This window comes from Granulicella sp. L56, assembly GCF_009765835.1.
Classification (GTDB): domain Bacteria; phylum Acidobacteriota; class Terriglobia; order Terriglobales; family Acidobacteriaceae; genus Edaphobacter.
The window spans coordinates 187,356-204,709 of the sequence record NZ_LMUS01000006.1 but is presented as its reverse complement, the minus strand read 5'-3'; the positions used below and the strand labels follow the sequence as shown (position 1 = coordinate 204,709).

16 protein-coding genes are annotated in these 17,354 nt (G+C 56.1%); 15 read left to right on the top strand and 1 reads right to left on the bottom strand.

Features of this window, described 5'->3' with window-relative positions; translation table 11 throughout:
* The first annotated feature begins 3 nt into the window (after positions 1–3).
* Positions 4–585, top strand: coding sequence for a 2OG-Fe(II) oxygenase (locus tag GSQ81_RS08690; RefSeq protein ID WP_158910390.1), 582 nt, complete (start codon positions 4–6; stop codon positions 583–585).
* 633 nt (positions 586–1,218) lie between these two features.
* Here the strand turns inward: GSQ81_RS08690 and GSQ81_RS08685 are convergent.
* On the bottom strand, positions 1,219–5,034 hold the full coding sequence (locus GSQ81_RS08685) for a DUF4062 domain-containing protein (RefSeq protein WP_216846409.1): 3,816 nt from the start codon (positions 5,032–5,034) through the stop codon (positions 1,219–1,221).
* 431 nt (positions 5,035–5,465) lie between these two features.
* Here GSQ81_RS08685 and GSQ81_RS08680 point away from each other — a divergent pair, with 431 nt between their 5' ends.
* The 14 genes from GSQ81_RS08680 to GSQ81_RS08615 all read left to right on the top strand — a co-directional run bounded on the left by GSQ81_RS08680 (position 5,466) and on the right by GSQ81_RS08615 (position 17,295).
* Entirely contained in the window at positions 5,466–6,662 is a 1,197-nt protein-coding gene (locus GSQ81_RS08680; protein ID WP_158912132.1) for a YhcG family protein, read from the top strand.
* Positions 6,663–6,986: 324 nt separating this feature from the next.
* Complete coding sequence (locus GSQ81_RS08675; RefSeq protein ID WP_254060293.1) at positions 6,987–7,277, top strand: hypothetical protein; 291 nt, start codon at positions 6,987–6,989, stop codon at positions 7,275–7,277.
* Positions 7,278–7,290: 13 nt separating this feature from the next.
* Entirely contained in the window at positions 7,291–7,554 is a 264-nt protein-coding gene (locus GSQ81_RS08670) for a VirB3 family type IV secretion system protein (RefSeq protein WP_158910388.1), read from the top strand.
* Complete coding sequence (locus tag GSQ81_RS08665; RefSeq protein ID WP_158910387.1) at positions 7,535–9,904, top strand: VirB4 family type IV secretion system protein; 2,370 nt, start codon at positions 7,535–7,537, stop codon at positions 9,902–9,904. The genes GSQ81_RS08670 and GSQ81_RS08665 overlap by 20 nt, the downstream gene beginning before the upstream one ends.
* A 17-nt stretch (positions 9,905–9,921) precedes the next feature.
* Positions 9,922–10,767, top strand: coding sequence for a TrbG/VirB9 family P-type conjugative transfer protein (locus GSQ81_RS08660; RefSeq protein WP_158910386.1), 846 nt, complete (start codon positions 9,922–9,924; stop codon positions 10,765–10,767).
* Positions 10,768–10,769: 2 nt separating this feature from the next.
* Positions 10,770–12,026, top strand: a complete 1,257-nt coding sequence (locus GSQ81_RS08655; RefSeq protein WP_158910385.1) for a TrbI/VirB10 family protein — start codon at positions 10,770–10,772, stop codon at positions 12,024–12,026.
* Between the two features lie 16 nt (positions 12,027–12,042).
* Positions 12,043–12,276 (top strand): hypothetical protein, encoded by a 234-nt coding sequence (locus GSQ81_RS08650; protein WP_158910384.1) that lies wholly within the window; start codon positions 12,043–12,045, stop codon positions 12,274–12,276.
* Positions 12,277–12,281: 5 nt separating this feature from the next.
* Entirely contained in the window at positions 12,282–12,488 is a 207-nt protein-coding gene (locus GSQ81_RS08645) for a hypothetical protein (protein WP_158910383.1), read from the top strand.
* Positions 12,489–12,512: 24 nt separating this feature from the next.
* Positions 12,513–13,301 (top strand): hypothetical protein, encoded by a 789-nt coding sequence (locus GSQ81_RS08640; RefSeq protein WP_158910382.1) that lies wholly within the window; start codon positions 12,513–12,515, stop codon positions 13,299–13,301.
* 11 nt (positions 13,302–13,312) lie between these two features.
* A complete protein-coding gene (locus GSQ81_RS08635) occupies positions 13,313–13,582 on the top strand; it encodes a hypothetical protein (protein WP_158910381.1) in 270 nt (89 codons plus the stop codon).
* A 24-nt stretch (positions 13,583–13,606) separates the two neighbouring features.
* Positions 13,607–14,530 (top strand): hypothetical protein, encoded by a 924-nt coding sequence (locus GSQ81_RS08630; RefSeq protein ID WP_158910380.1) that lies wholly within the window; start codon positions 13,607–13,609, stop codon positions 14,528–14,530.
* Between the two features lie 162 nt (positions 14,531–14,692).
* Entirely contained in the window at positions 14,693–15,502 is an 810-nt protein-coding gene (locus tag GSQ81_RS08625) for a VirB8/TrbF family protein (RefSeq protein ID WP_158910379.1), read from the top strand.
* Entirely contained in the window at positions 15,499–16,479 is a 981-nt protein-coding gene (locus tag GSQ81_RS08620) for a CpaF family protein (RefSeq protein WP_158910378.1), read from the top strand. The genes GSQ81_RS08625 and GSQ81_RS08620 overlap by 4 nt, the downstream gene beginning before the upstream one ends.
* Positions 16,480–16,923: 444 nt before the next feature.
* Positions 16,924–17,295 (top strand): single-stranded DNA-binding protein, encoded by a 372-nt coding sequence (locus GSQ81_RS08615; protein WP_158910377.1) that lies wholly within the window; start codon positions 16,924–16,926, stop codon positions 17,293–17,295.
* Positions 17,296–17,354 lie beyond the last annotated feature (59 nt).

The following is a 17,354-nucleotide window of genomic DNA, read 5'->3' as shown; positions in this document are numbered from 1 at the left end:
GCTATGACACGTAATGGAAGAACGTTACAGAGTGGGTTCCTGATGCGCCGGAAGCCCTTTCCCCACTTCATTGCTGATGAGTTCTTTACTAAGACTGAAAGTAAGATGTTATTAAAATGGCTAGAGACGTCCCAGGAGTGGAAGCAAACGGTCGGTTCTTACTTCGATTACGACCGCATATTGGTAGGAAGCGCAAAGCTGCCCGCGCCTGTTTCCCGGCTACTTAAATCCCGGTCAATTGAACGACTGAGGGAGCTAGTTGAAGAGCATTTCAAGAGAGAGATGAGCACAGGAGCGAGGATCATGGCTCATAGACTCAGGCCCGGTAACGGCATAGGCCTCCACACTGATGAGTCTGTTGTTGGCGTCGTTTTGAACATTTACCTCAATCGACATTGGGATGATGCGTATGGCGGTCACTTGGTTCTTTTCAATAGTAACAATGAGAGGGATGTGGCCTCGATTATCCGCCCCGAACATGGGAGAGCGGTCGCGTTGCTTGTAGATTCAAAATCATTTCATGCTGTAAGCGAGGTTTGTAAAGGACAACGTTTTGCAATCAGCTATTTTTTCCGTGCGCTTTAGCGAAGAACAGACCTTCGTGCGTATGGCAATCGACTTCGAGCAGACATACACATTGGAGGACACGTGCAAACATCAGTGGAAGAAGCCATCCTTGCTCAACTAAAATCCATCGCGGACTCTCTCGTGAAGATCCAACACTCTCTTGATGCGATTGCGCGACACAATAGAATTGGCGGTCGTGGCCCTATCAAGGTTCACAAGGAGTAATACTTGGAAAGCCAATATTTGATCACTCCTCTCTCGCGATGCCGTGAGTAAGGACCGCCGCGTCCGATGAGCAACGAGAACGCATTTACCGCACCTTAGCATTTTCCGCGAAACACCTGAGGTTGTTATTGTCAGCACCTCTCGGCACCCTTGTCCTTTTTGCCGGCCTTCGTAAATCGTTGATCGCTTGAGGAATGCTTACATGGAGATGCGTCGACCTCTGCAGAACCTCTGCAGCGAGATCGACCTGGGCAGACGTCTGCCAACACATGCGGGGCGATCGACTTTTGAGGGTGCGGAGGGTGCCCCGGCACCCTCCCATAGCTTCAACTGAAACCAGTCAGAGCACTTTATGAAATCGATTGTTTTCCAGCTTCCGTTGCTTCGTCTTCCGTAGCTTATCTGCGCAACATCCGAATCTCGCATTTACACGAAGCGCCTGAGCGCCCGCATAAGATCCTCAAAGCCAGGCTCCTCCGGAAAGGCAGCGACCCCGTCCTTGATTCGCTTGCGCCTGTTCTGCATGAAATCTTCTGTGCTCCCCGCGTAGACACCTGACCCAAGGTGGGTTACTTGATTGGCAAGCGCATCTACTATGAGCTGTCTCCGTTCGCCGATGAACGATCTAACGAGGTCTTTCGCAAAGCCCGGGTTGATGAAGATAAAGTTAGGGATCGCCTTGTCGATGAGGACAACCAAGTTGTGCACGCCCTGGTCGGTAGTGTTTGAAGCTGCGACAAGAACCTGATCGTATGCGGCAGTATCATATCCGGCGACAGCCCAGTAGAGCTCGGCAAGTTCCTCCACTGACTCGCTGGCCATGACCCGGTCGATGCAGTCCTTGGCCAGTTGGGCACGCTTCTCGGCGGGGACCCCGCCGAAGGAGATGCTCCCGCGAACCAGATCAAAGGTACGGTAACGACTCCGACCCGCGACTCGCGATTGGATAGACGTCTCGATCCGCTTGAGCAACAGGTCGTAGGTCTCGTCCGGAAACAGGTTCACGAAGACACTGAGGAATCGCGGAATGGCGGCCTGATCGTGGTCCCAGTCTTCTACTGGGAGAAACTCCATCACCACCGCTGCCGCTTCCTCGCGGGTCAGGCTTGTCAACGGGACCCCGTAGATCCCAAAGGCATCCACAAGGTCGGTGGCGATGAATTTATCCCCTTCGGCGTGAATCGACAGGGCAGCTTCTTTTAGACTCTGACGGAGCTCCGTGAACTTTCCCATGTAAGCAATCGCGTGGATAGCTCCACGTTTTGTTACGGGATCGGGGTAGCCCCCGTAGGCCTGGATTACAGCGATGTCCTGCTCGGTGGCATCCGCGAATACGCGAAGATTGTTCGCCGAGGCATGGATCACATGCACTGCACCAGCTTCGAGCGCCGAGAGAGCCCGCTGGCGAAACGCCGCTGGATCGGAAGCGTGGATCGATCCCATGACCGACGACAGTTGACCTACCATCTCGTCCAAGTGCGGATGGGTGATCAATTGGTCCGCCATCTCAGAGAGAAACTCGGGGCGATCAGCAAAGGCAAACATGAACCGGTGGAAGCCGCCGGTTGTCATTTGCAGTTCGAGGCAAGCGCGGGTCTGATCAATGGTAAACCGGGCCTGGCTGCCCGTCGATGCAATAAGGCGCTCTAAACTCGCGCGCCCCTTTTCCATCAATTTTGTAATGGACTCTTCCCAGCCTAGGTGGCTGAAGTCTGTTGAGAGGACCGGAAGTTCGTGTTCAGCGGTGCGGATTGCGTCGATCACCGCAACTTCGTCGTTTACGGCAATCGTGGCGAGTGCTTCAGATGCTGCCTGCCTGATGGACTCCGGGCAGTTGACGGCGGTAGCCGAACGAAGCGCATCGAAGATCGCCGCCCTGAGTTGTGGACTCGCAGTGCGCTCATAACGACCGATAAGCACCTGAAGGCAGCGCTGGCGTTCGTTGCCCTGCCATTCGTTCTCATGTTCGGTCGATGGGCGTCCCATCCGATTGAGATAGTTGTGCAGTAAGTGTTCCAGAATATCGACGGCGAGCACCGCGGGCCTGCCATCTTCTTCAAGTACGGATTCGAGAAAATCGATCGCGTTCTCCCGGACTGGTCCCACGGCCGCATAGTTGAGGCCAAAGCCCCCGAAGGACATGGTCATCTCATCCTGCCATTCGTTGAACTCCCCGTCTTTCTCTAGGATCTGCCGAATAATGGCGAACGGAGTGTACGCGGTCTTAAACGCGTCTGCGCGACGGGTGAGTCGTATCGCCTGCAGCAGCATGGCGAAGTTGAAGGAAGGGTTGCCGAATCGATGCCAGGACGACAGGCGTTTCAACACTCCTTTCGCGCCTGTGGCGCTTTCAGCGTCGCCTCCATGCCGCAGTGCCAGTTCCCATAGGGTGTCAATGGATTCTGTGGTCCAGTTCACATGATATGCCGTTGCTTCGAGCAGACCAGGAAGCACCGAAAGCACGTAATCTTGACCAACACGGTAGTGGCTCCCCTCCGATGTCGGATCGATTTTGATGGGATTGGCGATCGCGGTTCGAACCAGCCCTATGACATGGTCAGGCTGGTAAATTGCAGCGCCGGACAAATCAGTCAGAATGCTGTGACGAGCATATTCGTCACCCGAGCGGAACCGGTGATGGATGTCAGTCCATATCTCCCCCAGCAGATTGAGGCTGGCGTCGGCGACCTGCCCACGGCGCCAATCAAGCTCTGATAGATTCCGCATAAGGCTCTTCAAGAAAGGCCCGCCGAACGCTTCGTACACTTGATCCGCGTATCGCGTCGATCGTCCCCTGCTGTCAAGACAGCGAGCCTCGAGCAGGAAGTCCGAGAGTACGTCCGGAATGACTCGTGTCGGCTTCGACCGTGGTGTGATGACGCCAACGGTGACTAAGACATCGATCGTCGAGAAAATCTCATCAATCCGCCTGTCGAGCATCTTCTCCGCGGCCTCCCGAAATTCGGGTTTCTCGACGTCGATTGGCCCAAGCGCTGCGATGAGATCGAGGACGGGACGAGGTGGATCGATCGTGAACTTCGGTCCATTCAACTCCATCTCGTCGAGCAGGCTGCCAAAGATTGTGGACCGGAACTCCTGCAAGGTAGTCAGCGTAGATGGATCTATCTTCCGGCTGGCGATTAGTCTGCCCCCGGCGACGATGACCAGCGGACTGTTGCTTCCAATGACCGCGAGATGTTCAGCATAGTTACCGAATTCGTCCCCCAATACTTGCTCCGCGAGAGCGCGGCTCTGATCCTTGGTAAGGTCTTCCAGATCAGGCAATCGCAAGATCTTGCTGGTATTGATCTTCTTGTTGATTTGTTGAACCAGTCCTTCTTTACTCCCGGGACGGGTTGAGACGATCAGTTTGAGATTCTTGTTCGCCGTGGTGTCCTGAAGCAACTGCAGGGTTTTCCCGAAGTCGGGCTGACGGTGCGCATCGTCAACGATGACGAACTGGCAATCGGCGGGGATCTCTTTTTCTGAATCCCCGAGCCATAACGGTTCGTCCTTCAGGAAAATCACCTCCTTCGGCCTCGAGTTCGCCCAATCGAACAGGAGCTTACTCTTGCCGATACCGCCCTTGCCACTCAAGATGCATACGCGCTGTGTGGGATCTGCAGCGAAGTCATTGAGAGCGGAGATTTGCTCCTCGCGACCCAAAAGAGTCGTACCAAAATCCAGTATCTGAAAATGCCCAGTGGGGTTCTTCCCTGCGAAGTAGTCAGAGGTCGAGGCGAATGTGGTTCTGCCTCCAGGCCTGCCTTCAGATTCCCAATCTTCAAGTGCCAGAACGACAGCCAGGGCAAGGCTCTCCGGCGTAGTGAAGTAGACCCATGTGAACTGCTCTCCAACATGGGCTTTGAAGTCGTCGAGAGCCTTCTTCTTTATCGGATTGGTTTCCTCGTTGTGCCAGGAGGCGTTTCGTTGTCCCTTCTTCTTTTTCTGCTTCACAAACACGAGCGGTGTCTTTCCCATTTTCAGCACCTCGTCGTATTCAGCAGACGTGTAGGTAGCTCCAGAGCCGTCGGGGAGAAGGCTTCCTGCCTTGAAGCCGATCACGAGCAGCATCAGATCGGACTTGCGTAGGTATTTCAGGGCGGTGTCGGCAGGTGTCCTTGCGGAGGCTACAAAATCTTCCATCGCTAACGGAGGCATGCGCTTCTTGCGAAGCACCTCGAGGACCGCTTTGCGCTCGGGGACCAGGTCGATAAAGGTCGAACTAAGAAAAGGCGTCACGCAGTTACCCTTCGCACGAAACTGTGCCTGAGCCGGAGGGTGGCTATTCATGCAGTTTACAGGCTGCTCAATGTGTTTGAGGATTTGAGACGGTTCAGAGAGACCATCAACGTTCTCTACTTGGATAGTTAGGCTGATAGATGCCGCTGAGCGAATAATCGGCAATGCGCTTACCGACACCGGTTAGTACCGCTAAACCGACTTGTCGTCACCAATAACCCTGGCTCGTGTCTGCCCACCGCACGTCTTCCCTGCGTGGTCTCGGCACCCTTCCGCACCCCTGCAATCAATTCGAGAGGAACCAGAGCCGTCAGAATAAATAGTTTGCCCAGGATATGTGACTCAGACCTCTGCCGAACTCCGGCAGAGGTCTGCACGAAAGTTGCTTCTCGTGCGTAACGATATTGCGAGCCGCTGATACATTGAACCTGATGAAGAAGAACTCCAAGACACTGGCAAAGAACGCTAGGGCCACACCGCCGAGCCCCAGGGTGGTCGACTTCGATGAAGTCACGTTCGCTGAGATTTCCAAGCTGATCTCTGCCTCACGCGAACGTGCCCTCCAGTCGGTGAACACGGTTCTGATTGACCTCTACTGGAAGGTTGGCGAACACATCAGCCGCAAGATCGCTGCCGCGGAGTGGGGCGATGGCGTCGTATTGCAACTCGCACAATACATCGCTCGGACACAGCCAGGCTTGCGCGGGTTTACGCGCGATAACCTTTTCAGAATGAAGCAGTTTTACGAGACATATTGTGGTGAGGCAATTGTCGGGGCACTGGCCCGACAATTGCCGTGGACTCACAATTTGATCATCCTCGGGCGGAGCAAGCGGCCCGAGGAACGCGAGTTCTATCTTCGGATGGCAGTACAAGAACGATGGTCGAGCCGTCAGTTGGAACGGCAATTCAACGCAGCTTTCTTCGAACGAGCGGTGCTCTCGCCTGTAAAGGTCTCGCCCTCTGTCACAGAAACGCACCCGGAAGCGCAGGACGTTTTCAAGGATGCCTATGTTGTCGAGTTCCTTGGCTTGCCACAGGAACATACTGAGAACGAACTCCACCGTGGCTTACTTGTCCGGATGAAAGAATTTTTGTTGGAGCTTGGCCGTGACTTTTGCTTTATCGGTTCCGAGTTTCCGGTACAGGTCGGTACGCGCGACTTTGCATTGGACCTGCTTTTCTTTCATCGCGGTCTCAATTGCTTGGTAGCCTTTGAACTCAAGGTGACTGAGTTTGAGCCGGAATACCTCGGCAAGCTGAGCTTCTACCTGGAAGCGCTGGACCGCGATATACGCAAAGAGCACGAGCGTCCTTCCATCGGCGTCCTGCTCTGCGCCAGTAAGAGTGATGAAGTCGTCGAATATGCGCTCAGTCGCACCCTCTCCCCAGCCCTGATCGCCGAGTACCAGACACAGCTTCCTGATAAGAACCTGCTGCAGAGAAAACTACATGAGTTTTATATGGAGAACACCCACAAGGAAGCGCAGGTGGACGAATGGCTACGAGAAACGGAAGCTCCTGCCTACGACGCAAGCTCCAGAGACCCATCTCGCAATGTGTCTGTAGGCAAGGTGCGCTCTTCCCTCTTCAAGGCAAATAAAAAAGCGGTCACAAAGAAGCGCTAACGTTCCGCACGTCACCTTCGCGCACGCGCCGATGAGTAGCTCCTAAGAGGGTTAGAGCACTAGGCGTCGTGTCGGGAGGCTCCTGCTCCCCGCCTCGTCATTCCATTTTGGAATGACGGCCGCTCAAAAAGTCATTGGACGTTCGCGCGAACTGCCCTTAGTTTTGCGCCTAGCTGACAACACCAGGTCAGCGGAGGTGCAAAGATGCTCAGAATACGCCGTGCATTCCGATTGGAAAAGCCTCTCAATCGGTCGTCCAATTTCCCTGCCCAATGGTGGGCAGAACACTTCTCCAAACAAAAACTTCGCAGCGCAATTCATGTCATGGGGCCAACGCTGACAGCCCTGCTCTTTGCAGGCATTGGAAGCGGCGTTGCCCATGCCCAGGGAACGATGGATTTCTCCGGGGCGCAAACGCTGATGTCAACTTTCAAAACTTTCGCCATGTACGCTGGGGCCGTCATCTGCCTTGGCGGGCTCATTTTCGCGGGAATCCGCATGATGAGCGGGCGATTTCAAGACGCAATCCCAGGGCTTTTCGGCGCTCTTTTTGGCGCTGGAGTGCTCGGTTGGGGAGCCGGATGGATAGGCAGCCTGACCGGGCAGTCGATGTAGGAGGTGCATCGACATGGCCAAGCGGGGAGAGCCGTTACCGATCAATCAGGCGCTTAATAGGCCACGAGCCAAGCTCGGATTGGACCTCAGCGCATGGATGGCGATTGTTTTCGTCTGCGTAACGGTTTTCCTCGTTGGGTTTCGCCTGCTGGCGATGGTTGCCTTTCCCACGCTTGCCGTGAGTGCATGGCTCATCGTTCGCAAACACCCGAAGATGTTTCAACTGTGGGGCCTAAGCCTCAACCAGAAGTCCTATTATGACCCGCGCAAATACTGAGCAAGCCAAATTCGTTCCGTGGTTCGCCAAGGCCGGAGCCGCGTGCAGCATCGTTCCGATTGCACGCTTCATCGGCCCCAGCATCTTCGCCTTGAAAGGCGGCGGCTACGGATGCCTGTTTGCTCTCACCGGAATTGATGAAGAAGGATTGACCGACCAGGAACTTGAATCGCGGGTGCGCTCGATTGAAGGCGCATTGCGCGGCCTTCCCGAAGGTTCGTGCCTGTATCAGTACACCCGCGTCATGTCCGGCTATAAACTGCCGCGCCAACAGAACTATAGCAATCCTGTGACACAGGTATTCGTGGATGACCGTCTCGGCTTCCTTGCCAAGACCGCCGCCTTTCGGCGCGTTGATCTTCACTGGTGCCTCACGTTGGAGCCGCCCAAGCTGAAAGCATTCGACCGCAAGCCACAGGAGAACTCCGCCGACACATCGCGGATGCTGGTGGAACTTCAGAAGGCGGCAACAATTCTGGAAGGACATCTCGGCGGTTTGTTAGGACTCCGACCGCTGGATAAAAACAGCACATTCCGGTTCTTTTCGTATTTGTTCAACCTTGAAGAGTGGGCTTCGCAGGCGCAGCTCCGCGACGATAAGGGGGTAGACCGGCAGATCGTTAGCAATCCCGTCGCATGGCATAGCGATCATCTGCGCGTGGGCAAACGGTACGTGCAGATGTACTCCCTCAAGACGACGCCGGAGGCGTCGAGACCGTGCCTCTTCTCCGGCCTGCTATCACTGGACTGCGATAGCGTGCTGTGTTCGACATGGCGGCCCAAGTCCACCACTGCGGCCCGCAGCGAGATCGACGCGCAGGAGAAGTTCATCTCGTTTTTCAAAGTCGGTGTGCTGACCCGCGTGATGAGCGGGCGCGACACGGCTTCACTGGAAACAGGCGCAGGCGCGAAAGCCGCCAACAGCAGCGTCGATGACTTGAGCCTTGTCATCCGCGAACTGGATAAGAAAGCTCAGGGCGAATACTCACTCCGCTTGCTGCTCGCCGCCAACAGTGCGGAGCAGCTACGCGATGCCGCGCCCGCCGTGCATCGGATCTTCGTCGATGCGCGGGCGCAGGTGATCGAAGAGACGCTTGGCAATCTCTGTGCCTTCTATGCCATGTTCCCCGGCAATGGAAAGTTCAATGTCTTCCCAATGTGGCTCAGTGAAGAACACCACGCGCGTTTGTCCTCTGTGTTTGCGCCGCACATCGGCCACCCGCATTCCGAAGACCTGGATTCCGAATACCTCAACGTCTTCGAGACACGCACGCGGACGCCATTCTTTCAGGACGTGTATGTGGATGGTGTGCGTGTCTCGCTCATCATCGGTCCCACAGGTTCAGGCAAAAGCGTCATCGGTAATGCGACCGTTGCGATGGAGCAAAAATACGGCGGATTCACTTACATCTTCGACATCGGCGGCAGCTATGAAAGCGTAGTCGAATTGTATGGCGGTCGCGTTGACCGCATCGGCAAAGATGGCCCTCGCGTTGCGTTGTTCTCTCTGGAGCCGACCGAGAGCAATATCAAGTTCCTGTATTCGTTCATCAAGCTACTGCTGACTAACGGTGGCGCGGAACTGGAGCCGGAAGACGACGATGTGATCCACAAGGCCGTGCAGGACATTTACCTGCTCGACCCGGAAAACCGCCGCCTGTCCAATCTTTTCCTTCCCAAGAAGCTCGACCGCTATCTCTCGAAATGGGTTGGGCGAGGTGTGTACAGCGCCATTTTCGACAACGTAGAAGACAGCCTCTCGCTCTCGCGTGTGCAGTGCTTCGACTTCCAGGGCGTCAATAACGCGCAGTATGCCGACCTGATTGAACCGCTGATGGTATGGCTGCTACGGCGCATCAACGATGTGCTCTACGACCCCGCCAGTCTTGGCGTTCCCAAGCACATTTTGATCGGAGAAATTTTCTCTTCAATGAAGAATCGTCAGTTGCTCGAAGGCGCTCTTGCGTCCATCAAGACCGTCCGCAAGAATCTTGGCGGCGTCACGATGATTGGGCAGTCGGCAGAGGATTTGGGAGAGAACGCCGATTCCATCGTGAACTCCTGCACGTCGTTCTTGTTTTTGAAGGATGCGACCTTCAACCGCAAGCGGTATGCCGAGTTGTTCAAGATGACAGAACAGCAGCTCGCTCTCTTTGAGAGCTTGCAGGACCGCGAGGCGCTGTACATGCGCCGCGACGGACTCACCAAAGTTGTTCGCCTGAATCTCGACGGACGCAGCTATGCGACATTCTCCACCAAACCCAAAGACCGGGTACGCCGGTCGAAGCTGATTGCCAAGTACGGACTCACCGAGGGCATCACGCGGTTCGCCCAGGGCGAGTCTGCATAACCGAAAGGACCAGAGAAATGAGACTACCCATAATCATCTTCATCACCTGTGGACTTGCCTTTACTACCACCGCCGCCCTTGCCTCTGGCCCCGGTACTCCCGACGCAAAGCATCTCCAGCCCAATGCGCCACGCATTATCACCGTGTCCGAGGCAGACACGCCGCCTGTGGTCCGCGCCGGTTTGTTGCAATCGACGCTCATCCTGCTTCCAGACCAGGAGAAGGTTGCGAATGTCTTTGCCGGTGATACCGTGGATTGGGTCTTCGATGGCGGCCATGTCGCCAGCCGCTTCATCAGCATCAAGCCCAAACTGGCGAACAGCACAACGGACGTGCATATCGTCTCCGATCACGGCAACGAGTACACCTTACAGTTGCGCGAAGTCTCCGGCGACGACGATCCCCACTTCGATTCCAAAATCTTCATCGCCCCCGGCGACAAGGCCGCGAAAGATCGGCTGGCCGAGCTGCCCGTCTTCGTGCCCGCCGCCGAGCTGGACAAGGTGAAGCAGGAAGCGGCGGCAGCGCAGGCCGCGCAGGCCGCGACGCTGAAGACCGAGAAGTCGCAGGAAGAGGCATATCGCAGCCAGTATCCCGGCTCGCTGCACTTTGACTACACCTGGGATAAGTCGAAGGGCAAAGAGCTTGGGTTGCAGGCGATATGGCGCGATGACAAGTTCACGTATCTGCGCGGGCAATTCCAAGAGACGCCTGCCCTGTACGAAGTGAAGGATAAGAAACCTTCGCTCATCAATTTCGATTTCTCGAATGGTCTCTATACCGTCCCGAAGGAGCTTGATAACGGCTACCTCGCTATTGGCAAACAGAAGGTGGAGTTTCACCGTGCCGAGGAAGCGAGGTAGCCATGCCGGAAACAAACCAGAACGTCCCTGCTACCGTGCCGGAACAGCCGGAGTCAAAGCCGCCGCTCAGGAAGAGTATGCCGGTAGTGATTGCCCTGGTGGTCATCCTCGGACTTATCGGCATCGCCAACCTCTCCAGCCTGTTGAGCGGCAACAAGAAGAACGCTCCGGCCAGCGCTATGCCGATGCGTCCGGCTGCGCCCAACGCGCAACAGGTGAACAGCTTCGAGTCGCAGCAGCAGTTGCAGGCGCAACGGGATGCCGAGGCACGCCAGCATCAGCAAGAACTCAATGCCGCGCTCCAGCAGCTTCAGCAAACCGAGGGTGCTCCCGGCCCGGAGGCCCCAGGAGCACCACCGATGACCGCCGCGCAGCGTTCAGCGATCTACGGCGACAATCCGAACGCACCCGCGCATACCTCCGAGATGTCGCAAGCCCAGGCCGAGGCCAAGCAGAAACAACTTGCGAAAGAAAAGCAGCAGCAGGACGCCATCGACAGCGACACCGTAGCGATTGATTTTGAGCGCACCAGTCCGGCAGTCATGCCAGTGGCCGCGCAGGGGACGGCTGCTACCGCAGCCGGCGGCGCGGCTTCATCCAAACCAGTCACTACGGCGGCAAAGGCTGATGCTCAAAAGAACCCTCTGGCCGGATACGACTTCGATACCTACGATGGCCCTCTCTATCGCGTCTTCGAGGGAACGGTACTGGAAGGTGTCGTGACCAACCATATCGACGGCGGATTTAGCGGCCCGATCATGGTTTCGCTGACGACCGATCTGTACTCCCACGACCATCAACAGCTTCTCTTGCCGCAAGGGACGCGGTTGCTAGGGGACGTGCAGAGTGTGGGCAACGCCCAACAGAGAAAGATGTTCGTCACCTTCCATCGCGCTATCTGCCCCGATGGATTCTCTCTGGAGTTTTCCAAGTACATCGGCCTTGACCAGATTGGAACTACCGGCCTTGCCACCAAAGTAGACCACGGATATTTGCAGGCGTTCGCCGCCGCCGCCGCTATCGGTGGCCTTGGCGGTCTCGCACAGATCGGAAATGGCGGCAGTGTTCTTGATCCTTCCGTGCAGATTCGCAACGGCATCTCCGAACAGTCCGCCGTAGAGGGTGAACAGGTGCTCAACCACTTCCTGAATCGCCTGCCCATCATCACGCTCAAGGAAGGCTCGCGTGCCCGCGTGTACATCGGCACCGACCTGTTGATTCCGGCCTATGCGGAGCATCGCGTCGATCCCACGTTGTAGGAAAGGAGCATTTGCGATGAATGACCATTACGAACATTTGCTCCGCAAGTCGCGTGACGCCAAGCGCGGAGGGCATGACACATGGACCGTGCAGTCTACCGGCGAGAAAGTTGCCGTGGCGCTTGTCCTCAATCGTGCCGATTGGCTGGCCGAGGTTAACTACACAATTCCCGAGGCTATCGACCGCAGCGGCGCGGAGTGGGTTGCGGTGATTCCGCAGGTTGCCCGCCAGCTTGCAGAGGAGGAATGACAGCCATGCAGACAATTCCGCTCCATCGCTTCTATCAAGTTTCAGGAATCATCGCCGCCATTCTGCTCGCTCTCCTGTTCGTTGGGACAGCGACCGGCAGAAGCACTCTTACGTGGATTTACCTCCAGTCCACCGAGGCCATGACAAACGCAACATATATTAACCCATTTTCTCTGGACAGGTTGGACCCAACCTGCCCGCAGTGCATGTAGTTCAACCCAATCGCAGGAGGCTTTATGAAAGTCACACTGACCAACCGTCGTAAATGGCTCATCGGGGCAGGCGCGGCGTTGCTTCTCACGGCGACGCCTAGCTTCGCTCTGTTCGGCGTCGGAGATATTGTCTTCGACCCGACCAGCTACGCCTCGCTTGTCCAGCAGCTCACCACCATTCAGATGCAGTACAACATGCTCAAAAACAACATCACGCATTTCTCAGCGAAACAGCAGTGGCAGACAACGCTCCATGCTCTCGAAAACGTAAACGTCGCCAATATGTTCGGTGAGACAGCGGGTATGAGGATCGTGCTCAACAGCAATTCGCCGTCTGCCTCAAGCACAGCATGGAAGGCCGCGACCGTCACGATGAACGGCAGCGCCCCGACCTACCTGGCCAGCCAGTCTCTCGGTAGCTCGCGCACGTCGCAGCTTGCCTTGATTGAAACGTCCGATGCTGTATCGCCCGATTGCCTTACGGCTGTGGGCCAGTATCGGAGCGATCGGAGCACCAACGCGACGGCGAACAGCTCGCTACTCTCACAGCAGTTCGACGGCAGCGACAGCACCAATAGCGAAGTTCAACAACTCAATCTGTTGAATGCAGCAGAAGCGCAGAAGACGGCAGAGATGCAGTCGCAGGGCACGCTACAGGCTTACCTTGCGGCGCAGATAACGGTTGCCAACATGGAGCGCCGCAATGCTCACGTCGAAGACCTCAACACCGCCGTCTTCGTACAGCAGCAGCGTTCGGCCAACGACACCAGCGCCGCCAACGAGGGCAGCACCTGGGACAGCTACCTGCCATAACGGAGACTGCGATGTTGAAAGCGATCAATACCAAAATCCTGCTCGCCATCCTCGCGGCTCTCACCGCGATTGGTGGCGCGCTTACCTACCAGCGGCATGAGGCGGCGAAAGCCGCCGCTGCCGCCGCCAAAGCTGCGGCCATCCTTCAGCAACAGCAGAAGGAGAACGAGGAACGAAAGGCCGAGGATGAAGCGTTTCGGCAGCGGGTGGAAGCAGATAAGAAGAAGCACAACTCCGCCGGCGCGAACGAGGGCAAGACCTGGCAGAAGTACATCCCCTAAATGTGACCGAGGGAGAGTAACGATATGGTTTCTGTAGCGTTGTTAGCACAAGCATTGCCGAGCGCAAGTTCAGGCGTCGATTGGTTGTACCAGTTCACCAATAACCTCACCAACTTGACCACGCAGAACGGCGGTGCGCTCACTCAGCTTGGACTGACGGAGCTTGCGTGCATCTCTCTCTTTACCCTTATCAGCCTGGTCATCAACTGGAATACCACCAGCATGACCTTTCGCTTTCACGCCCAACCTGTCCACGCGGGCGATTTGGTCAATTTCCTCTTGCGGCTAATTATCTGCTGTTTGCTTGAGAACTATTGGGTAAATCCATTCCCCGGCGCGAGCTTCGGTATCAATCATTTCTTTTCCTACATCGCACAGGCGATGGTCGCTGCCTTCGATCAGAACTCGCTTGACACCCTGCTCCAGCTTTTCAAGACCGCTGGTGACAATACCGCGATGCCCTCTCTCATGGCTCCGGTTCAGATTCTTTGCTACTTCGTCGTGCAGGCGCTTCTCGGCATCTCATCCGCCATCCTTTTTGTGATTAATTGCAGCGCCTTCATCCTCTACGGAGTGACCGCCTTATTCGGGCCGATCTTCGTTCCGCTCTTAATGACAAAGACATTTCGTGCGAAGTTCTTTCACTTCCTTGATGTACTTATCAGCTTCGCCATGATTCGCGCCGTGGCCGCCGCATTCATCTTCGTTTGGGGTGGCTTTATGAACGCCTTTATCCAACAGACATTCAACGGAAATTACTCGATGGAGATGTGGCTTGCCAATCTCATTCCGTGCATCATGGTATTCGTCGCATTCATCGTGAACATGCTCTTTATTCCGAGCATGACACAAGCAATCTTCGGTGGGGCGGCGGGACTGGCAGGAAATATGGGTAACGCGGTGAGCAATGTCGTCTCGACACTCTTCATCGCGGGAGGAGCTGGATAAAAATGTTCAAGTATCAGGTTCACACGCTGGCAATGAGAAAAGCGGGTTTAGGTAGGCCGCTTGGCTGCCTGTTGCTGGTAATCCTTCTCGGCTGCGTCATCGCCGGATTGATCTATGCCGCCGTCGTTATCCACGCCGTCAACGAAAGGAGTCATCCACCCCATGTCCACGCACACAGTAGTCAATGACCAGCCGATATTGACGCCGGAACAGGCATTGCTCACGGATCAGATTGGCAACGAGGTCTATGCGTCGCATTACGCCGAGCGCAAAGCCTACCGCTTCATCCTCGCTTGTGGCACTGTTTTGCTGTGCGGCTCCATGTGGCTCAATTTCTCTCTTGCCCGCCGCCCGCTCGTCAATCGCTACATTCGTATTGATGAGATGGGCCGTGCTCAGGCCATCCAATACAGCGATTTGAACTACAGTCCACGCGAGGGCGAGATTCGCACCTACCTCACGGATTGGGCGAACTACCGCTACACAATCAGTCGCGACACCATCGCCAAGAAGTACCCGCTCAACTACTACTTTCTTTCTGGCAATCTCGCCTCGCAGTTGATGACGGAAGACAACCAGAACCACCTTGTCTCACAGGTCATCGGCGGGCAGATTGAGCAAAGCGACGTGGAGGTGAAGGATGTCACCATCACCGCCATGTCTCAGGAGACGGTACAGGGCGCAGTCATGGCCCGTGGCACGGCGCTCCTTGCCCTGGACAAGCTCTACTCCCCAAGCCATTCGAGGGAGCCGAGAACGGAGCATTGGATGCTCAGTATCACCTACTACCTCAATCCCAAACAGGTCAGCGATCAGGCCAAAATCTACCCGCAATATGAGTTCATCAATCCACTCGGTTTGACCATTACAGAGTTCCATGAAAACCGCGTCTCAGTCGATCCCGTTGCACCCGGCGCTCCCGCTGCTAGTCCAGCGGGAATCTCTGTGCCAACGGCGGGAGCAACGCGGTGAGCTTCGAGCTGATATTGCCGTTCTTCCCCGAGGAATTGCGGGCGCTCTTGCTCGATCCGTCGATCTCTGACCTGATGATTAACGGAACCACCGGCGTCTACGCTGATCGTGGCGGAGTGGTCGAGCATATTGCGCTTTCTACGCCGTACAGCAACGACCGCTTGCAGGCGGCGATTGAGCGTGTCGCCCGCCTGCTTGGACAAGACCTTACCAGCCAGAATCCCATCCTGAATACCCGTCTGCCGGACGGCTCCCGCGTTGCTGTCGTCGGCTCGCCATCTTCGATCAATGGCCCGACGTTCACCGTGCGGAAATTTAATCGCTGGTTCACGTCCGAGGAGCTGATTGCGTCGGGAAGCCTACCGGAGCAGATTCGGGATGCGGTTGTGGGCTTTATCGCAGAGAGGAAGAACGGCATTATCAGCGGCGGAACGGGTAGCGGGAAGACAACCCTGATGAAAGCCTTGCTGGATCATGTGCCGCTCAATGAACGGCTCATCGTGATCGAGCAGCCCGCCGAGCTAAAGATAACCCATCCCAATGCCGTTCGGTGGGAGACCGTCGAGGCCATCCCCGGCCAGGTTGCCGTGACGCCAAGCCAACTTGTGGCCGCTGCGCTGCGCCATCGTCCAGACCGCATCATCATGGGCGAAATACGCGATGAATGCGGGTACGACCTCTTGCAAGCGATGAATACAGGACACGGTGGAACGCTCTCGACCATTCACGCAAAGAGTGCTTGGGACGCCCTCAACCGGCTATCGGATCTCGCCTTGAGTGCGAGGCCCAATCTTAACCACTCTTTCATTCGTTCGGAGACGGCGGAAGCCATCGACTTTGTGCTGTATTGCGAGCGCGATCATGCGGGCCGACGCCGGGTGCGCGAGCTTATTGCCGTGAAGGGGTATAGCCATGCAGACCAGTCCTTCGAGACGGAGGATATCTACCGCGCGTCCTCTGCGGCAACGGCGGCATGAGTTGAGGATGAAACCGGAATCATTATGGTGCTTCTCACCCACAACACGAAGCCGAATCTTTCGACCGTAAAGTGTGCGCTTGAGCATGGCGCAGGCTGTCTGAAGGCGGTTGGTTTCGGCGCTGACTTGCGGCTCTTTACGGAGTCCTTGATGGGAGCAAGTGAACCCTGTTCGCCGGTACATAGCATCGCCAGGAAGCGAATGAGGAGGATTGTTCAGGCGGGTGCCTCCCGTATGTATCCCGCTTTCTGCACGGTCACGGCTTCGGGGTCAAACCGACGCCCGGCGGCAGGCTCGTTCTTCTGCTTCGGCTTACGCCGCCTTCGGTTACGGTTTCCATCTGTGACGGACCCTCCGTAAATGCAGAACTTCGGCCTTGGGAGTCGGACCCACTCGCTAGGTGTGACCCGAGCAGATCGGGAATTTCAAAACGGAGACACAATCATGTACCTGAACAAAGTAATCCTCATGGGCTTCCTCGGCGGCGACGCAGTTGTTCGCACCGGAAAAAATAACAAGCAGTTCACCACGCTCTCCCTTGCCACCAAGGAGTCCCGCAAGGACAAAGAGACCGGCAAGTACAACGAGCGCACCGAATGGCACAACCTCATCGTCTTCGGCAAGCTGGCCGAGTTCGCAGCCAAGCTCAAGAAGGGCGCTCACATCCAGATCGAGGGCAAGATTCAGCACTCCGAATACAAGGGTGTGAAGACCGACACGATCCTGGTGACTTCCATCCTCAAGCTCGACCGCGCAGAGCGGGTTGCCACCGACGATGAGTTCGATGAAACCTTCGACGAGGACGTGGCCGCATAGGCCATCTCCTCGTCACTGAAGCCCGGTGAAAGCCGGGCTTCTCTTCTGCTAAAACGCCC